Source organism: Pseudomonas sp. MWU349, from assembly GCF_017947325.1.
Classification (GTDB): Bacteria; Pseudomonadota; Gammaproteobacteria; order Pseudomonadales; family Pseudomonadaceae; genus Aquipseudomonas; species Aquipseudomonas protegens.
Window position 1 is genome coordinate 937415 of the sequence record NZ_JAFEVP010000002.1, and the last position, 16738, is coordinate 954152.

18 protein-coding genes and 1 tRNA gene are annotated in these 16738 nt (G+C 63.2%); 13 read left to right on the forward strand and 6 right to left on the reverse strand.

Translation table 11 applies throughout. The features are described from left to right. Window positions 1-8: 8 nt before the first annotated feature. Genes phrB through KCG88_RS11630 form a run of 8 tightly spaced genes read left to right on the forward strand, consistent with a single transcriptional unit; the run spans window position 9 to window position 6824 of the window. Window positions 9-1454, forward strand: a complete 1446-nt coding sequence (phrB, locus tag KCG88_RS11595; RefSeq protein WP_210712394.1) for a deoxyribodipyrimidine photo-lyase — start codon at window positions 9-11, stop codon at window positions 1452-1454. Continuing rightward, window positions 1447-1872 (forward strand): nuclear transport factor 2 family protein, encoded by a 426-nt coding sequence (locus tag KCG88_RS11600; protein WP_047285330.1) that lies wholly within the window; start codon window positions 1447-1449, stop codon window positions 1870-1872. The genes phrB and KCG88_RS11600 overlap by 8 nt, the downstream gene beginning before the upstream one ends. Continuing rightward, window positions 1869-2639 (forward strand): SDR family NAD(P)-dependent oxidoreductase, encoded by a 771-nt coding sequence (locus KCG88_RS11605; RefSeq protein WP_210712395.1) that lies wholly within the window; start codon window positions 1869-1871, stop codon window positions 2637-2639. Before KCG88_RS11600 ends, KCG88_RS11605 begins: the two co-directional genes overlap by 4 nt. Next, entirely contained in the window at window positions 2636-3883 is a 1248-nt protein-coding gene (locus tag KCG88_RS11610) for an FAD-dependent oxidoreductase (protein WP_047285334.1), read from the forward strand. Before KCG88_RS11605 ends, KCG88_RS11610 begins: the two co-directional genes overlap by 4 nt. After that, entirely contained in the window at window positions 3880-4695 is an 816-nt protein-coding gene (locus tag KCG88_RS11615; protein WP_210712396.1) for a DUF1365 domain-containing protein, read from the forward strand. The genes KCG88_RS11610 and KCG88_RS11615 overlap by 4 nt, the downstream gene beginning before the upstream one ends. Further along, entirely contained in the window at window positions 4682-5953 is a 1272-nt protein-coding gene (locus tag KCG88_RS11620; protein ID WP_210712397.1) for a cyclopropane-fatty-acyl-phospholipid synthase family protein, read from the forward strand. Before KCG88_RS11615 ends, KCG88_RS11620 begins: the two co-directional genes overlap by 14 nt. Next, on the forward strand, window positions 5946-6461 hold the full coding sequence (locus KCG88_RS11625; RefSeq protein WP_210712398.1) for a DUF2878 domain-containing protein: 516 nt from the start codon (window positions 5946-5948) through the stop codon (window positions 6459-6461). Before KCG88_RS11620 ends, KCG88_RS11625 begins: the two co-directional genes overlap by 8 nt. Window positions 6462-6515: 54 nt before the next feature. Continuing rightward, window positions 6516-6824: a YkgJ family cysteine cluster protein gene (locus KCG88_RS11630; protein WP_047285342.1), complete on the forward strand. Its 309-nt coding sequence runs from the start codon at window positions 6516-6518 to the stop codon at window positions 6822-6824. Between the two features lie 8 nt (window positions 6825-6832). Here the strand turns inward: KCG88_RS11630 and KCG88_RS11635 are convergent, their stop codons facing one another. From KCG88_RS11635 to hemA, 6 genes are all read right to left on the reverse strand, one after another. Beyond that, window positions 6833-7351 (reverse strand): acyloxyacyl hydrolase, encoded by a 519-nt coding sequence (locus KCG88_RS11635; protein WP_047285344.1) that lies wholly within the window; start codon window positions 7349-7351, stop codon window positions 6833-6835. A 116-nt stretch (window positions 7352-7467) separates the two neighbouring features. Continuing rightward, window positions 7468-8259: a glutamate racemase gene (gene murI, locus KCG88_RS11640; protein ID WP_210712399.1), complete on the reverse strand. Its 792-nt coding sequence runs from the start codon at window positions 8257-8259 to the stop codon at window positions 7468-7470. After that, a complete protein-coding gene (locus KCG88_RS11645) occupies window positions 8252-9007 on the reverse strand; it encodes a molybdopterin-synthase adenylyltransferase MoeB (protein ID WP_047285508.1) in 756 nt (251 codons plus the stop codon). The genes murI and KCG88_RS11645 overlap by 8 nt, the downstream gene beginning before the upstream one ends. Further along, complete coding sequence (gene prmC / locus KCG88_RS11650; RefSeq protein WP_047285346.1) at window positions 9001-9831, reverse strand: peptide chain release factor N(5)-glutamine methyltransferase; 831 nt, start codon at window positions 9829-9831, stop codon at window positions 9001-9003. The genes KCG88_RS11645 and prmC overlap by 7 nt, the downstream gene beginning before the upstream one ends. Further along, window positions 9832-10914 (reverse strand): peptide chain release factor 1, encoded by a 1083-nt coding sequence (gene prfA / locus KCG88_RS11655; RefSeq protein WP_047285348.1) that lies wholly within the window; start codon window positions 10912-10914, stop codon window positions 9832-9834. Next, window positions 10914-12188 (reverse strand): glutamyl-tRNA reductase, encoded by a 1275-nt coding sequence (gene hemA, locus KCG88_RS11660; protein WP_011063407.1) that lies wholly within the window; start codon window positions 12186-12188, stop codon window positions 10914-10916. The genes prfA and hemA overlap by 1 nt, the downstream gene beginning before the upstream one ends. 183 nt (window positions 12189-12371) lie before the next feature. On the opposite strand from hemA, the gene KCG88_RS11665 reads away from it, so the two are divergent. The 5 genes from KCG88_RS11665 (at window position 12372) to KCG88_RS11685 (ending at window position 16670) form a co-directional block, all read left to right on the forward strand. Further along, window positions 12372-14096, forward strand: coding sequence for a tetratricopeptide repeat protein (locus KCG88_RS11665; RefSeq protein ID WP_047285352.1), 1725 nt, complete (start codon window positions 12372-12374; stop codon window positions 14094-14096). 4 nt (window positions 14097-14100) lie between these two features. Next, entirely contained in the window at window positions 14101-14718 is a 618-nt protein-coding gene (gene lolB / locus KCG88_RS11670; RefSeq protein ID WP_047337784.1) for a lipoprotein insertase outer membrane protein LolB, read from the forward strand. Between the two features lie 6 nt (window positions 14719-14724). After that, complete coding sequence (ispE, locus tag KCG88_RS11675; protein ID WP_047285356.1) at window positions 14725-15570, forward strand: 4-(cytidine 5'-diphospho)-2-C-methyl-D-erythritol kinase; 846 nt, start codon at window positions 14725-14727, stop codon at window positions 15568-15570. A gap of 36 nt (window positions 15571-15606) precedes the next feature. Next, window positions 15607-15681, forward strand: a tRNA-Gln gene (locus KCG88_RS11680). A 47-nt stretch (window positions 15682-15728) separates the two neighbouring features. Beyond that, window positions 15729-16670: a ribose-phosphate pyrophosphokinase gene (locus KCG88_RS11685; protein WP_003171603.1), complete on the forward strand. Its 942-nt coding sequence runs from the start codon at window positions 15729-15731 to the stop codon at window positions 16668-16670. The last annotated feature ends 68 nt before the right edge of the window (window positions 16671-16738 follow it).

Consider the following 16738-nt stretch of genomic DNA (forward strand, 5'->3'; position numbering starts at 1 on the left):
GAACCGACATGCAATTGATCTGGCTGCGCAGCGACCTGCGCCTACACGACAACACCGCCCTGAACGCCGCCGCCCAGCGGGGCCCGGTCGTAGCGGTGTATCTGCTGAGCAAGGAGCAGTGGCTGGCCCATGACGATGCACCGTGCAAGATCGATTTCTGGCTGCGCAACCTGCAATCGCTGAGCACCGCCCTGGGCCGCCTGAACATACCGCTGCTGATCCGCAGCGCCGCCACCTGGGAGCAGGCGCCTCAGGTCCTGCTGGAACTGTGCCGGCAATTGCAGGTGCAGACGCTGCACTTCAACCAGGAATACGGCATCCACGAAAGCCGCCGCGATGCGGCCGTGACCCAGGCGCTGCAACACGCTGGAGTCAGCGTCCAGGGTCATCTCGATCAATTGCTGTTCCAGCCCGGCAGCGTGCTGACCAAGAGCGGCGGCTACTTCCAGGTCTTCAGCCAGTTCCGCAAGGTCTGCTACAGCCGTCTGCATACCGCAATGCCGGCCCTGGTGAAGGCACCCGTGGCTCAGTTGCCGCTGTCGATCAACGCCGATCCGCTCCCGCAGCAGGTCGAAGGTTTTCCCAGCCCCACCCAAGCCTTGCGCGAGCTGTGGCCCGCCGGCGAGGAGGAGGCGCAAAGGCGCCTGGAGCAGTTCAGCGATGAACGGATCCACTACTACCAGAATGAACGCGATTTCCCGGCCAAACCCGGCACCAGCCAGCTTTCGCCCTACCTCGCCGCCGGCGTGATCTCACCCCGCCAGTGCCTGCACGCCGCCTTGCGCGGCAACCAGGGCGAGTTTGAAAGCGGCAGCCCCGGGGCCGTCACCTGGATCAACGAACTGCTCTGGCGCGAGTTCTACAAGCACATCCTGGTGGGCTACCCACGGGTGTCCCGGCACCGGGCCTTTCGCCCGGAAACCGAAGCGGTCAAATGGCGCCATGCCCCCGAGGAACTGGCGGCCTGGCAGGAGGCCCGCACTGGCCTGCCGATCATCGATGCCGCCATGCGCCAACTGCTGGAGACCGGCTGGATGCATAACCGCCTGCGCATGGTGGTGGCGATGTTCCTGACCAAGAACCTGCTGATCGACTGGCGCGAGGGCGAGCGTTTCTTCATGCGCCACCTGATTGACGGCGACCTGGCGGCCAACAACGGTGGCTGGCAGTGGAGCTCGTCCACCGGCACCGATTCGGCGCCCTACTTCCGCATCTTCAACCCCATCAGCCAGTCGCAGAAGTTCGACAGTGAGGGGCGCTTCATCAAGCACTGGCTGCCGCAACTGGCGGGGCTGAACAAAAAAGATATCCACAACCCGGCGGCCATGGGCGGCCTGTTCGGCGTGCCTGGCTACCCGGCGCCGATCGTCGATCTTTCACGCTCCCGGGAGCGGGCCCTGGCGGCGTTCAAGGCGCTGCCCGCGCGAATGGATGCGGGGGTGAGCCATGAGTGACTTTCTCGACAACTTCGCCCGACAGTTCGCCGCCCTCGACCGGCACAATCTCGATCGGCTGGGGCAGCTCTACAGCGATGACATCCAGTTCACCGACCCCCTGCACGAGGTCCAGGGGCTGGCCCAGTTGCGCGGCTACTTCGCCGAGCTCTACGCCAATGTCCGTGAGCTGCGCTTTGAATTCCACGGCAGCGACCTGTGCGCCGATGACCAGGGCTACCTGCGCTGGACCATGAGCTACCGCCACCCGCGCCTCAACGGCGGCGCCCTGATCCAGGTGGCGGGCTGCACGTACCTGCAATGGCGCGACGCCAGGGTCTACCGCCACCGCGACTATTTCGACGCCGGTGCCCTGCTCTATGAACACCTGCCACTACTCGGGGCGATGATCGCCTGGTTGAAAAGGAGGCTCGGATGAACCCGGCAATGCCACGGCGAACCTGGCTCACCGGTGCCAGCAGCGGCATCGGCGCGGCCTTGGCCGAAGAACTGCTCAAGGCCGGCGCCCAAGTGGCCGTCAGTGCGCGCTCGCGCGAGCCTCTGGATGCCCTGGCCCAACGTTATCCGGGCCGGGTGCTGGTGGTACCCGGCGATCTGACCGACGCCCTGCAGGTGCGCGAGATCGGCAAGCGCATTGCCCAGGCCTGGGGCGCCCTGGACACGGTGATTCTGAATGCCGGCACCTGTGAATACATCGACGTGCAACAATTCGACGCGGCGCTGATCGAGCGTGTGCTGAGCAGTAACCTGCTGTCCGCCGGCTATTGCATCGAGGCCGCGCTGCCCTTGCTGCGCGCCGGTAATCGCCCCCATCTGGTGGGCGTGGCCAGCTCCGTGACCTATCTGCCGCTGCCCCGGGCCGGTGCCTACGGCGCCTCCAAGGCCGCCCTGCGTTACCTGCTGCAATCCTTGCGTATCGACCTGGCCGCCGAGGGCATCGACGTCACCGTGGTCAGCCCGGGGTTCGTCGACACCCCGCTGACCGCGCGCAACGACTTCGCCATGCCCATGAGCTGGCCCGCCGCCAAGGCCGCCCGGCATATCCACAAGCATCTGTCACACCGGGATCTGGAGATCGCTTTCCCCGCCCCTTTCATCTTCGGCCTCAAGCTCCTGGCCTGGCTGCCCGGCCGACTGCAACTGGCCATCGCCAAACGCCTGGCCCGCACGGGGAGTGCATCGTGAAAATCGCCATTATCGGTAGCGGTATCGCAGGGCTGACCTGCGCCTACGTTCTCAACCGTCGCCATGACATCCGGGTCTTCGAGGCCGGCAGCTGGATTGGCGGGCACACCCACACCGTGGAGGTCAGCCACAACGGCGAGCGCCAGGCCGTGGATACCGGCTTCATCGTCTTCAACGACTGGACCTACCCCAACTTCATCCGCCTGCTGGGCCAGATCGGGGTCAAGTTCAAACCCACAGAGATGAGCTTCTCGGTGTGCGATCCGGCCTCGGGCCTGGAGTACAACGGCAACAACCTCAACAGCCTGTTCGCCCAGCGGCGCAACCTGCTGTCGCCCGGATTCTGGGGCATGCTGCGAGACATCCTGCGCTTCAACAAAAGCTCGATGCTGGATCTGCAGCAACAGCGGATCGCCGCCGACACCACCCTGGGCGACTACCTGAAGAGCCAGGGCTACGGCGAGCGTTTCATCCAGCACTACATCGTGCCCATGGGCTCGGCGATCTGGTCCATGTCACGGGTACAGATGCTTGGTTTCCCCTTGCAGTTCTTCGTGCGCTTCTTCAAGAACCACGGCCTGCTGTCGGTGAACAACCGTCCGCAATGGTGCGTGATCGAAGGCGGCTCCAGCCGTTATATCGAGCCGCTGACCGCGAGCTTTCGCCAGCACATCCGTCTCGACTGCCCGGTGCGGCAAGTCGAACGCGATGAGCAAGGCGTACTTATCCACAGCGCTGCCGGCAGCGAGCGCTTCGACAAGGTGGTGTTCGCCTGCCACAGCGACCAGGCCCTGCAACTGCTGGCCAGCCCCAGCCAGGCCGAGCGGGAGATTCTCCAGGCCCTGCCCTACGCCGACAACGACGTGGTGCTGCACACCGATACCCGCCTGCTGCCGCGCCGGCGCCTGGCCTGGGCCAGCTGGAACTACCGCCTGGACGCCAGCGGCGACAAAGCCGCCGCCGTGACCTACGACATGAACATCCTGCAAGGCCTGAAGAGCGACACCACCTTCTGCGTCAGCCTCAACCAGACCGCGGTCATCGACCCGACGCAAATCCTGGCCCGCTTCACTTACGCCCATCCGCAGTACAGCCTCGAAGCAGTGACGGCCCAGGCCCGCTGGGGCGAACTGCAGGGCGCCCGGCACAGTTTCTACTGCGGCGCCTACTGGGCCAACGGCTTCCATGAGGACGGCGTGGTCAGCGCCTTGCGCGTGGCCCAGGCCTTTGGAGAACAACTGTGAACAGCGCCCTGTACAGCGGCTGGATCAGCCACCGGCGATTCACCCCCAAGGACCATGCCTTCCGCTACCGGATCGGTCTTCTGTACCTGGACCTGGACGAACAGGAGACGGTGCTGGGGCTCTCGCCCCTGGCAGGCCGCAGCCGTTTCGCCCCCTTCGCCTTCCGCGAAAGCGACTACCTGAAAGACTTAACCGGCCAGGGCATGCGCCTGATCGACGCGGTACGCCAGCAAGTGGCCGCGGCCATCGGCCATGTGCCGGGAGGCGCGGTGCACCTGCTGACTCAAGTGCGCAGCTGGGGCCTGGCATTCAATCCGGTGAGCTTCTTCTACTGCTTCGAGGCCAACGGACAACTGGCGGCGATTCTCTGCGAGGTCACCAACACCCCGTGGCACGAACGCTATCACTACGTGCTACCTGCCCGCCCGGGCACAGCCACAACGCCCGAGCACCAGCACTTCGCCGTGGCCAAGGCCTTTCACGTATCGCCGTTTTTGCCCCGTGAACTTGAATACCGCATGAGTTTCAGCCCGCCGGCCGAGCGCCTGGGCGTGCACATGGCCGACTGGCAGGGCGAGCTCAAAGTGTTCGACGCCACCCTCAGCCTGCAGCGCCAGGCTCTGGATCGCCGCAGCCTGCACCAGTATTTGCGGCACTTCCCGTGGATGACCGCCAAGACCTGCCTGGCGATCTACTGGCAGGCCCTGCGCCTGGCCGCCAAGGGCATGCGTTTTTTCCCCCATCAGGCCGCCGCCGGCGCCTATCGCACAGCCGCTGTACAACCCAAGGATCGCCCACATGAAATCCTCTAGCGTCTCGGCCAAGAACCTTGCCTTCAGCACCCACAGCCTCACTGCCAGCCTGTTGCGTCGGGGCGTGCTGCGGCAACTGGCGCAACTGCAGCACGGCCAACTGGTGGTCTACGAAGACGGCGAGCGTCGGGTGTTCGGCAGCAGCGGCGCCACCCTGCAGGGCGAAATCCACATCCATGACAGCAGCACCTGGGGCCTGGTGGCCAGCAGCGGTTCGATCGGTGCCGGCGAGGCATTCATCCACGGCTACTGGAGCACCCCGGACCTGACCGCGGTGATCCGCGTGTTCGTCAGCAACCTGGACGTGCTGGATGCCATGGAAGGTGGCCTGGCGAAACTCGGCAGGCCGCTGATCCGCGGCCTGCACTGGCTCAACCGCAATACGCGCAAGGGCTCGCGGAAAAACATCGCCGCCCACTATGACCTGGGCAATGAGCTGTTCGAGCAGTTTCTCGACCCCACCATGATGTATTCCGCCGCGCAGTTTCGCAGTGACGAAGACAGCCTGGAACAGGCCCAGTTGAACAAGTTGCAACGCATCTGCCAGAAGCTGGCGCTAAAGCCCGAGGACCACCTGCTGGAGATCGGCACCGGCTGGGGCAGCATGGCCCTGTATGCCGCGCAGCACTATGGCTGCCGGGTGACCACCACGACGCTGTCCAGGGAGCAGTTCGCCTATACCCGGCAGCGGATAGAGGCCGCCGGCCTGCAGGACCGGGTGACCCTGCTGCTGGAGGATTACCGCGACCTGCGGGGCCAGTACGACAAGCTGGTGTCCATCGAGATGATCGAAGCCGTGGGCCATCGCTTCCTGCCCACTTACTTCAAGCAATGCGCGCACTTGCTCAAGAGCAACGGCCTGATGCTGTTGCAGGCCATCACCATTCGCGACCAGCGCTATGAGCAGGCGAAAAATGGCGTGGACTTCATCCAGCGCTACATCTTTCCCGGCGGCGCCCTGCCCTGCGTGCAGAAGATGCTCGAAGTGGTCAGCCGCGACACTGACATGAACCTGCTGCATATGGAGGACTTCGGCCTGCATTACGCCCGCACCTTGCGCCTGTGGCACGAGAACTTCCGCCGCGCCCATGGCCGCCTCAGCGAACTGGGCTACGACGAATATTTCCTGCGACTCTGGGAGTTCTACCTGTGCTACTGCGAAGGCGGCTTCCTGGAACGCAGCATCGGCACCGCCCAATTGCTGCTGGCCAAACCTGCGGCGGCACCCCAACCGCTGTTGGGGCGCCTCGATGCCTAAGCAACTGATCAATGCCCTGCTGTTCCAGTTGGGCTGGTTCATCTGCGTGCTCAGCGGCGACAGCCTCTGGTTGCTGCTGGGGGTGGCGATCTTGCTGGCGCATCTGCGATGGATCGGCCGCTGGGCCGACGAAGGCCCGATGATCGTCGGCATTGCCCTGATCGGCATCGCCCTGGACAGTTTCCTCAACTGGCTTGGGGTGTTTGAGTTCCAGCAAGTCAGCCTGCTGGTGCCCCTCTGGCTGATGCTGCTCTGGGCCTTGCTGGCCACCACACTGCGCCATGGCCTGGCCTGGAGTGCCCGGCCCTGGTGGCTGGGGTGCCTGCTGGGTGCATTGGGCGGACCGCTGTCCTACTACGCCGGGGGGCACCTGGCGGGAGTGACCTTCCCCTACGGCACCGGCCCCACCCTGCTCGGCCTGGGAGTGCTATGGGCCCTGCTCCTGCCACTGCTGCATGTGCTCGCGCGGCCGGCACCGCAAGAACCGCCACTGGTCACCGGAGACTGAGCATCCGTCCGGGCTTTAACACAGCCCGGGCTCACTGCCTTACACTGCGGGCCTATGACCACCATCCCTGTTACCTCCATCGCCACCGAACCCGCCGTCAGTTGCTCCACCTGCGCCGCCTGCTGCTGCCAGTTGGAGGTCATGCTGATTACCGACACCGGGGTGCCCGAGCGCTTTATCGATACCGACGATTGGGGAGGGGAAGTCATGCTCCGCCTGGATGACGGCTGGTGCGCGGCACTGGATCGCGACAGCATGCGTTGCAGCATCTATGAGCTGCGGCCATTGATCTGTCGCGAGTTCGAGCTGGGCGAGGCGGATTGCCTGAGCGAACGCCGGGGAATTGCCACGGCGTATCGCTGACAGCGACCTCAGAGCGGCATCGTGTAATGCAGCGCGTAGCTTTCGATACCGTCGTTGGGGGTCTTGAGGCCGGCGTTGGAGTAGTGCGTGGCACGGATGCCGACTTCATGGCCGCCGGCGAAGCGCAGGCCGAAACCGATGCGGTCTTCGAACTGGAAGGATGACCCCAGCTTGTTGTCCTCGACCTGGGTATGGGCAAAGGCCGCTACCCCGATCCCGGCCTCGATGTAGGGCTTGACGCTGGCCCCGGCGAATTCGTAGACCAGCACCGGGGAGAACGACAGGCTGTGGTTACTGGAGGTCTTGTCGCCATCCCAATAGGTATAGGCACCGCTCCAGTACCCCGTTAGACGGCCGACGTCACTTTGCAGCCAGCTCTTGTCCCAGTCCCATTGCATACCCAGCCGATAGGCCTGGGTCGAATCGCCGGTTTGCCCTACGGAGAACTCGACTCCGGCCGCCTGTGCGGAAAAACTGTGCCCCAACAACCCGGCCGCAAGTGCAGCCAAACATAACAGTCGCTTCATCAGGAACATCCTTTTCGAACGGTTTTATATGGTGTTGTACAACCCTGTGGATAGGCTATAGAAGCCAGCGCGCATTCAGAAGTTCAGCGCCAGCGGAGGGATTTTTCACGTTTTTTTCACAACTGCAAAGGCAGGACTTCAGCAGACTCTTTCCACAGCAGAGGCAGCACCCGGGCAAAGTGCGGGACATCGCCACTGGTCCAGAACCTGGTTTCCCGGGCTGGCCCATGGGCAAGCAGATCACCGTCATCGAGCAGCCGCTGCAGCTGCCGGGCAACCGCGGCGCCGGTATCGATCAGGCTGATATGGCCAGGCAGTATCTGCGTCAGCAGCGGCTTGAGAAACGGATAATGGGTGCAGCCCAGGATGATGGTGTCGCAGCCGGCGGCCAGCAGTGGCTCGACGTAGCCCTGCAACAGCTGGCGCAGAGCGGCACTGTGCAAATCGCCATTCTCGATCATCTCCACCAGCCCCGGACAGGGCTGAGTGACGACTTTCACGTCGGTGGCGAAACGGTCGAGCAAGGCGGCGAACTTGGCACTCTGCAAGGTGCCGGTGGTGGCCAGCACCCCGACCACACCGCTGCGGGTCGCGGCCGCCGCCGGCTTGACCGCAGGCTCCATGCCAACGATGGGCCAGTTCGGATAATCGCGGCGCAGGTCGGCCACCCCGGCCACGGTAGCAGTGTTGCAGGCCAGCACCAGGGCCTTGGCGCCCTGTTCACGAAAGAACCGGGCCATCAGGCTGCAACGCTGGCGAATGAACTCGGGGGTCTTTTCGCCATAGGGAATATGCCCGCAGTCGCCGAAATACAGCAGCGACTCATGGGGCAGCAATTGTTGTATTTCCGCCAGCACCGAGAGGCCGCCGACGCCGGAGTCGAACACCCCGATCGGCGCTTCACTCACGATGGGCACCACAGACGCTGCAACCCGGATCACGCTTGACCCGCAATTCGCGAAAGCGCGTGCCCAAGGCATCGATCAACAACAGCCGGCCTACCAGCGGTTCGCCAAAACCGGCCAGCAATTTCAGGGCTTCCAGGGCCTGCAGGCTGCCCACAGTGCCCACCAGCGGGCCAAGCACCCCGGCTTCGCTGCAGGTCAGTTCGGCTTCGCTGCCATGCCCGTATAGACAGTGGTAGCAAGGGCTTTGCGGGCGCCGCGGGTCGAAGACCGACAATTGCCCTTCCAGGCGGATCGCCGCACCGCTGACCAGGGGCTTGCCGGCCGCCACGCAAGCGGCGTTCACCGCCTCGCGGGTAGTGAAGTTGTCGGAGCAATCGAGCACCAGGTCCACCGCCGCCACGGCAGCGGCCAGGGTATCGACATCCAGCGCCTGGCGATGGGGCACCAGGCGGACCTCCGGGTTGAGGGCAGACAGGCGACTGATGGCCGAGTCCACCTTGCTGACCCCGACGCTGTGGCTGTCGTGGATGATCTGGCGTTGCAGGTTGGTCAGGTCCACGCTGTCGAAGTCGGCCAGGTGCAGCTCACCAACCCCCGCCGCCGCCAGGTACAAGGCTGCGGGAGCACCGAGACCGCCGAGGCCGACGATCAGCACGCGGCTTTCCTTGAGGCGCAGCTGGCCGTCGATATCGACATGCTGCAACAGAATCTGTCGGCTATAGCGCAACAGCTCCTGGTCGGTCAGCACGGCCGGCACCCGAGGCTGATGCGCTCATGCCCACCCAGGTCGACCCGGCTGTGGACTTCGATGAACCCCTGGGCAGCCAGCAACTCGCGGACCGCCGCGGCCTGATCGTAACCGTGCTCCAGCATCAGCCAGCCACCGGCCTCCAGGTGCTGCGGCGCCTGGGCGACGATCAGGCGCAGGTCGTCCAGACCATCCTTGCCCGCCACCAGGGCACTTTCCGGCTCGAAACGCACGTCGCCAGCCACCAGATGGGGGTCGGCTTCGGCAATGTAGGGCGGGTTGCTGATGATCAGATCAAAGCGCCGGGACTCGATGGAGCTGAACCAGTGGCTGCTGAGCACGCTGACGTTGTCCAGTTGCAGGCGCTGGCGGTTGCGTTCGGCCAAAGCCACGGCTTCCAGTACCCGGTCCACCGCCGTGACCTGCCAGGCCGGCCGTTCGCTGGCCAGGGCCAGGGCGATGGCACCACTGCCGGTGCCCAGGTCAAGGACCTTGGCCGGGGTCGCGGGCAACAGTTCCAGCGCCGCTTCCACCAGTAGCTCGGTGTCGGGGCGCGGGATCAGGGTATGGGGCGCTACCTCCAGGTCGAGCTTCCAGAAGCCCTGCTGGCCCAGGATATAGGCCACCGGCTCGCCGGAGCGGCGTCGCTGCAGGTAGTCGGTGAATAGCAGGGCCGCCTCGCTGGGCACAATGCGCTCCGGCCAGGTGTGGAGAAAGCTGCGGGGCTTGCCCAGGGCCGCGGCCAGGAGCAGCTCGGCATCCAGGCGCGGGGTCGGCGAGTCGGGCAGTTGGGCTGCGCGCAGCAGGCTGGCGATGATGGTCATTTACTCACCCAATGCCGCAAGTTGATCGGCCTGATACTCAGCCAGCAACGGCTCGATGACGGCTTCCACGCCCCCGGCGAGGATTTCGTCCAGGGAATACAGGGTCAGGTTGATGCGGTGATCGGTGACCCGGCCCTGGGGAAAGTTGTAAGTGCGGATACGCTCGGAGCGATCCCCCGAGCCCACCAGCAGCTTGCGCTCGCTGGCAATGGCATTGGCCGCGGCGCTGGTCTGCTGGTCGTTGAGCTTGGCCGACAGCCAGGACATGGCCCGGGCCCGGTTCTTGTGCTGGGAACGCTCTTCCTGGCACTCCACCACGATCCCCGAAGGGATGTGGGTGATGCGGATCGCCGAGTCGGTCTTGTTCACGTGCTGGCCACCGGCGCCGGAGGAGCGATAGGTATCGATGCGCAGGTCCGCCGGGTTGATCTCGATGGCTTCCTGCTCATCCGGCTCTGGAAGCACCGCCACGGTGCAGGCCGAGGTATGGATGCGGCCCTGGGATTCGGTGGCCGGCACTCGCTGCACACGGTGCGCGCCCGACTCGAACTTCAGCTTGCCGTAGACATTCTCGCCTTCGACCCGGGCAATGACTTCTTTATAGCCGCCGTGCTCACCCTCGTTTTCCGAGAGGATCTCCAGCCGCCAGCCGCGCCGTTCGGCGTAGCGCGAATACATGCGGAACAGGTCGCCGGAAAAGATCGCCGCCTCGTCGCCGCCGGTGCCGGCACGGATTTCCAGGAATACGTTGCGCCCATCGTTGGGGTCCTTGGGCAGTAGCATGCGCTGCAGGCTGCTTTCCAGTTCGGCCAGTTGTTCCTTGGCCTCGCGCACTTCCTCGGCGGCCATTTCCCGCAGGTCCGGGTCGTTGTCCTTGAGCAGCGCCTGGGCGCCCTCAAGGTCCGCCTGGACCTTGAGCACCTGTTTATATGTAGCCACGATCGGCTCGACTTCCGCGTACTCCTTGGAATAGGCGCGGAACTTGGCCTGATCGGAAATGACCTCAGCATCGCCGAGCAAGGCGGTCAGTTCCTCGAAACGGTCCTGGAGAATGTCCAGCTTACTGAGCAGTGACGCTTTCATTACGGGGTTTTATCCGATGAGCCCTCACCGAGGGCAAAGAGTTCTTGGGCCATGGCCAGCGCATCGAGGCGGCCTTCGGCAGACAGCTTTTTCAGTTGCACGCTCGGCGCGTGCAGCAGTTTGTTGGTCAGGCCGCGGGCCAGTTGGGCCAGCACGTCCTCGGCGCCGCTGCCGTTGGCCAGCATACGCAGGGCTTTCTGCAGTTCTTCATCGCGCAGGCGTTCGCTCTGCTGACGATAGGCCTTGAGCACATCCACCGCCGCCAGCTCGCGCAGGCGCACCATGAAATCCTCGGCGCCGATGTTCACCAGCTCCTCGGCGGCCTGGGCCGCGCCCTGGCGGCTCTTGAGGTTTTCCGCGACCACTTCGTGCAGGTCATCGACGGTGTAGAGGTAAACGTCGTCCAACTCGCCGACTTCTGGCTCGATATCCCGGGGAACGGCGATATCCACCATGAAAATCGGCTTGTGCTTGCGCAGCTTCAGCGCGCTTTCCACTGCGCCCTTGCCGAGGATTGGCAACTGGCTGGCGGTGGAACTGATGACGATGTCGCTGTGCACCAGTTCCTGGGGAATATCCGAGAGCAGCACGGCGTGGGCCCCGAACTGCTCCGCCAGGAGGCTGGCGCGTTCCAGGGTGCGGTTCGCCACGACGATGCGCTTGACCCCCAGGTCATGCAGGTGCCGGGCCACCAGGGTGATGGTCTCCCCGGCGCCGATCAGCAGTGCCTGGCTGCGTTGCAGGTCGCTGAAAATCTGTTTCGCCAGGCTCACCGCGGCGAAGGCCACGGACACCGGGTTCTCACCGATGGCGGTGTCGGTGCGCACCTGCTTGGCGGCGCTGAAGGTGGCCTGGAACAGCCGGCCCAGCAGCGGCCCGACGGTGCCGGCCTCGCGGGCCACGGCGTAGGCGGATTTCATCTGCCCGAGAATCTGTGGCTCGCCCAGCACCAGCGAGTCCAGCCCCGATGCCACCCGCATCATGTGACGAACTGCCGCATCGTCCTCATGCACGTAGGCACTGGCGCGCAGCTCGTCTAGGCTCAAATGGTGATATTCCGCCAGCCAGCGCAGCACCACATCCGCAGAAAGATGATCCTGTTCTATATAGAGCTCACTGCGATTGCAGGTGGAGAGGATCGCAGCTTCGCGGCTGTCGGTGAGTCGGCAGAGCTGCTGCAAGGCCTCAACCAACTGCTCAGGGGTAAAGGCCACGCGCTCGCGGACGTCTACAGAAGCAGTCTTGTGGTTAATACCGAGTGCAAGGAAGGCCATTCAAGGTCGCTGATGATGTCGAGAAGCCGGCAATTGTCCTACTTCGACCGACGCAGAACAACTACCGCCGACTATTGTCCTAATAGACTGCCTCTGTTCTGGCATCCCGTTGAGTCTCGGTTATGTTTGGCCGAAGGCTTGTGTCATGATGATCCGACCGCAGGTTAGTCGCCCTCTTCCTATATGAATAGATCTTCCGCGTTGCTCCTCGCCTTTGTCTTCCTCAGCGGTTGCCAATCTCTGGCACCCGTTTCATCGGACGCTACGTCGCCGGTGGAAGACAGCACCTCCGCCCCTGAAAAGCCCAAGGTCTATTCCTCGTTCAGCGAAGACACCGTCTTCAGCCTGCTGAGCGCTGAACTGGCGGGCCAGCGCAATCGTTTCGACATTGCCCTGGACAACTACGTGACCCAGGCCATCAACACCCAGGATCCGGGCATCTCCGAGCGGGCATTTCGCATCGCCGAGTACCTGGGCGCCGACCAGGCTGCCCTGGACACGTCGCTGATCTGGGCGAAAAACGCCCCCGACGACCTGGAAGCGCAGCGAGCCGCCGCGATCCAGCTGGCCAGAGCCGGGCGCTATGACGACTCCATGGTCTATATGGAGAAGGTCCTGCAAGGCAAGGGCGATACCCACTTCGACTTTCTAGCCCTGTCCGCGGCCGATACCGACCAGGACACGCGCAACGGGCTGATGAAAAGCTTCGACCGCCTGCTGCAGAAACATCCGCACAACAGCCAGTTGATTTTCGGCAAGGCCTTGCTCATGCAACAGGACGGCGAGGCCAAGGAGGCACTCGCCCTGTTGGAGCAGAACCCACCGGAAGACGGTGAAGTTGCGCCATTGCTACTGCGCGCCCGCCTGCTGCAAAGCCTGAACCGGGGTAAAGAAGCCCTGCCGCTGCTGGAAAAAAGCATCCGCAAGTACCCGGACGACAAGCGCCTGCGCCTGACCTATGCCCGCATGCTGGTGGAACAGGACCGCATGGAGGATGCCAAGACCCAGTTCTCCAGCCTGGTCCAGCAATACCCGGAAGATGACGAACTGCGCTATTCCCTGGCGCTCGTCTGCCTGGAGGCCAAGGCCTGGGAAGAAGCCAAAGGCTACCTGGAAGACCTGATAGCCCGTGAAAGCCACGAGGACTCCGCGCACCTGAACCTGGGCCGGATCGCCGAAGAACTCAACGACCCGCAAGGGGCCTTGATCGAATACGGCCAGGTCGGCCCGGGCAATGACTACCTGCCCGCGCAGTTGCGCCAGGCCGATATCCTGATGAACAACGGCCGCACCGACGAGGCGCAAAAACGCCTGGCGGCGGCCCGCGACGCCCAGCCCGACTACGCCATCCAGCTGTACCTGATCGAAGTCGAGACCCTGTCGGCGAACAACCAGGGCGAGCGCGCCTGGAAAGTCATCCAGCAGGCCCTGCAGCAATACCCCGACGACATGAACCTGCTGTACACCCGCGCCATGCAGGCGGAAAAACGCAATGACCTGGCGCAGATGGAAAAGGATCTGCGCCTGATCATCCAGCGCGAACCGGACAACGCCATGGCATTGAACGCCTTGGGCTACACCTTGTCTGACCGCACCACACGCTATGCCGAAGCCAAGACCCTGATCGAGCAAGCCCACCAGCTGACTCCGGAAGACCCGGCGGTCCTCGACAGCCTGGGCTGGGTGAATTTCCGCCTGGGCAACCTGGACGAAGCCGAACGCCTGCTGCGCCAGGCCCTCGAACGCTTCCCCGATCAGGAAGTGGCGGCGCACCTGGGTGAGGTGCTGTGGAACAACGGCAAGCAGCGCGAGGCCAAGCAGATCTGGAGCAAGTTCCTCAAGGATCAGCCAGACAGCCCCGTGCTACGCGGCACCATCAAACGCCTGACCGGATCAGAGACTCTTTAAGACCATGTTTTTGCGCCACTTTATTGTTTTCAGCTTTATCGCCCTGCTCGCCGGCTGCGCCGGCTTCGGCGCCCGCGAGTCTGTCCAGGGCCAGGGCAACCCTGCGCAATGGCGCGTGCACAAGGATCAACTGACCGGCCTCGACGGCTGGCAGATCAACGGCAAGATCGGCATTCGCGCCCCCAAGGATTCCGGCAGCGGCACTCTGTTCTGGCTGCAACGCCAGGACTACTACGACATCCGCCTGTCAGGCCCGCTGGGCCGTGGCGCCGCGCGCCTGACCGGTCGCCCCGGCCAGGTCAGCCTGGAAGTGGCCAACCAGGGTCGCTACGAAGCTGCAAGCCCGGAAATCCTGCTGGAAGAACAGCTGGGCTGGAAGCTGCCGGTCTCGCACCTGGCCTGGTGGGTTCGCGGCCTGCCTGCGCCCGACAGCAAAAGCCGCCTGACCCTGGACGGCGACAGCCATCTGGCGAGCCTGGAGCAAGATGGCTGGCAGGTGGAATACAGCAACTACTCGCAGCAGAACGGCTATTGGCTGCCCGAGCGAATCAAACTGCACGGCAGCGACCTTGACGTCACCCTGGTGATCAAGGAATGGCTGCCGCGCAAGCTGGGGCAGTGACCGAGCATGGAAAAACTGACCCTGCCCTCCCCGGCCAAGCTCAATCTGATGCTGCACATCCTCGGTCGCCGTGAAGACGGCTATCACGAGCTGCAGACCCTGTTCCAGTTTCTCGACTACGGCGATGAAATCACTTTCGCCCTGCGTGATGACGGCGTGATTCGTCTGCACACCGAGTTCGAAGGCGTGCCTCACGACAGCAACCTGATCGTCAAGGCGGCGAAGAAACTCCAGGAACAATCGGGCTGTACCCAGGGCATCGACATCTGGATCGACAAGGTCCTGCCCATGGGCGGCGGCATCGGCGGCGGCAGTTCGAATGCCGCCACCACCCTGCTGGGCCTCAATCACTTGTGGCAACTGGGCTGGGACGAAGACCGGCTCGCCGCACTGGGGCTGACCCTGGGCGCCGATGTCCCGGTTTTCGTCCGCGGGCACGCTGCCTTCGCTGAAGGCGTGGGGGAAAAACTGACCCCTGAATATCCCGAAGAACCCTGGTATCTGGTGCTGGTCCCGCAAGTGTCTGTTAGTACAGCAGAAATTTTTTCAGATCCTTTGTTGACACGGAACACCGCGCCCATTAAAGTGCGCCCCGTTCCCAAGGGAAACAGCAGAAATGACTGCCTTCCGGTAGTCGCAAGGCGTTATCCAGAAGTACGTAACGCATTGAATTTGCTAGGTAAATTTACCGAAGCAAAACTGACTGGAACTGGAAGTTGTGTGTTTGGGGGCTTCCCAAGCAAAGCTGAAGCTGATAAAGTCTCGGCCCTTCTTACAGAGACCCTTACAGGGTTTGTAGCCAAAGGAAGCAACGTTTCGATGTTGCATCGCAAGCTGCAAAGTCTGCTCTAAAGGAACCGAGTGCCAGGCATTCGAAGCAACAGATACAGGGGCGTCGCCAAGCGGTAAGGCAGCAGGTTTTGATCCTGCCATGCGTTGGTTCGAATCCAGCCGCCCCTGCCATTTTCCTATACTCATCCAGGTATACCCTCAGCCTTCAGGTACTGCGCGTGTCCAAGATGATGGTCTTTACGGGGAACGCTAACCCCGATCTGGCTCGGCGTGTTGTACGTCAGCTGCATATCCCTCTCGGTGACATCTCTGTTGGAAAGTTTTCCGACGGCGAAATTACTGCCGAGATCAATGAAAATGTCCGCGGTAAAGACGTCTTCATTATTCAGCCGACTTGCGCTCCGACCAACGATAACCTGATGGAACTCGTGGTGATGGCCGACGCCTTCCGCCGTTCCTCAGCGACTCGTATCACTGCTGTTATTCCTTATTTTGGTTATGCCCGTCAGGATCGCCGTCCGCGTTCCGCACGTGTGGCTATCAGCGCGAAAGTCGTCGCTGACATGCTCACCGTAGTCGGCATCGACCGTGTTCTCACGGTTGATCTGCATGCTGACCAGATTCAGGGCTTCTTCGATATTCCGGTAGATAACATCTACGGCTCCCCGGTTCTGGTGGATGACATCGAAGATCAGCGTTTCGAAAACCTGATGATCGTGTCCCCGGACATTGGCGGCGTCGTGCGTGCACGTGCCGTGGCCAAGTCCCTGGGCGTTGACCTCGGGATCATCGACAAGCGTCGTGAGAAAGCCAATCACTCCGAAGTGATGCATATCATCGGCGACGTCGAAGGACGCACCTGTATTCTGGTCGATGACATGGTCGATACCGCCGGCACCCTGTGCCACGCGGCCAAGGCCCTGAAAGAGCATGGCGCAGCCAAGGTCTTTGCCTACTGCACACACCCTGTGCTGTCGGGTCGAGCCATCGAGAACATTGAAAATTCCGTGCTGGACGAGCTGGTGGTGACCAACACCATCCCGCTGTCCGCTGCAGCACAAGCCTGTGCGCGTATCCGTCAACTGGATATCGCACCGGTAGTTGCCGAGGCGGTTCGCCGTATCAGCAACGAAGAATCGATCAGCGCGATGTTCCGCTAGGGCCCGTCCCTGGCAGAACATCCCGATGACGAAAAGCGCCCCGTCCCAACCTGTGTTGGGACGGGGCT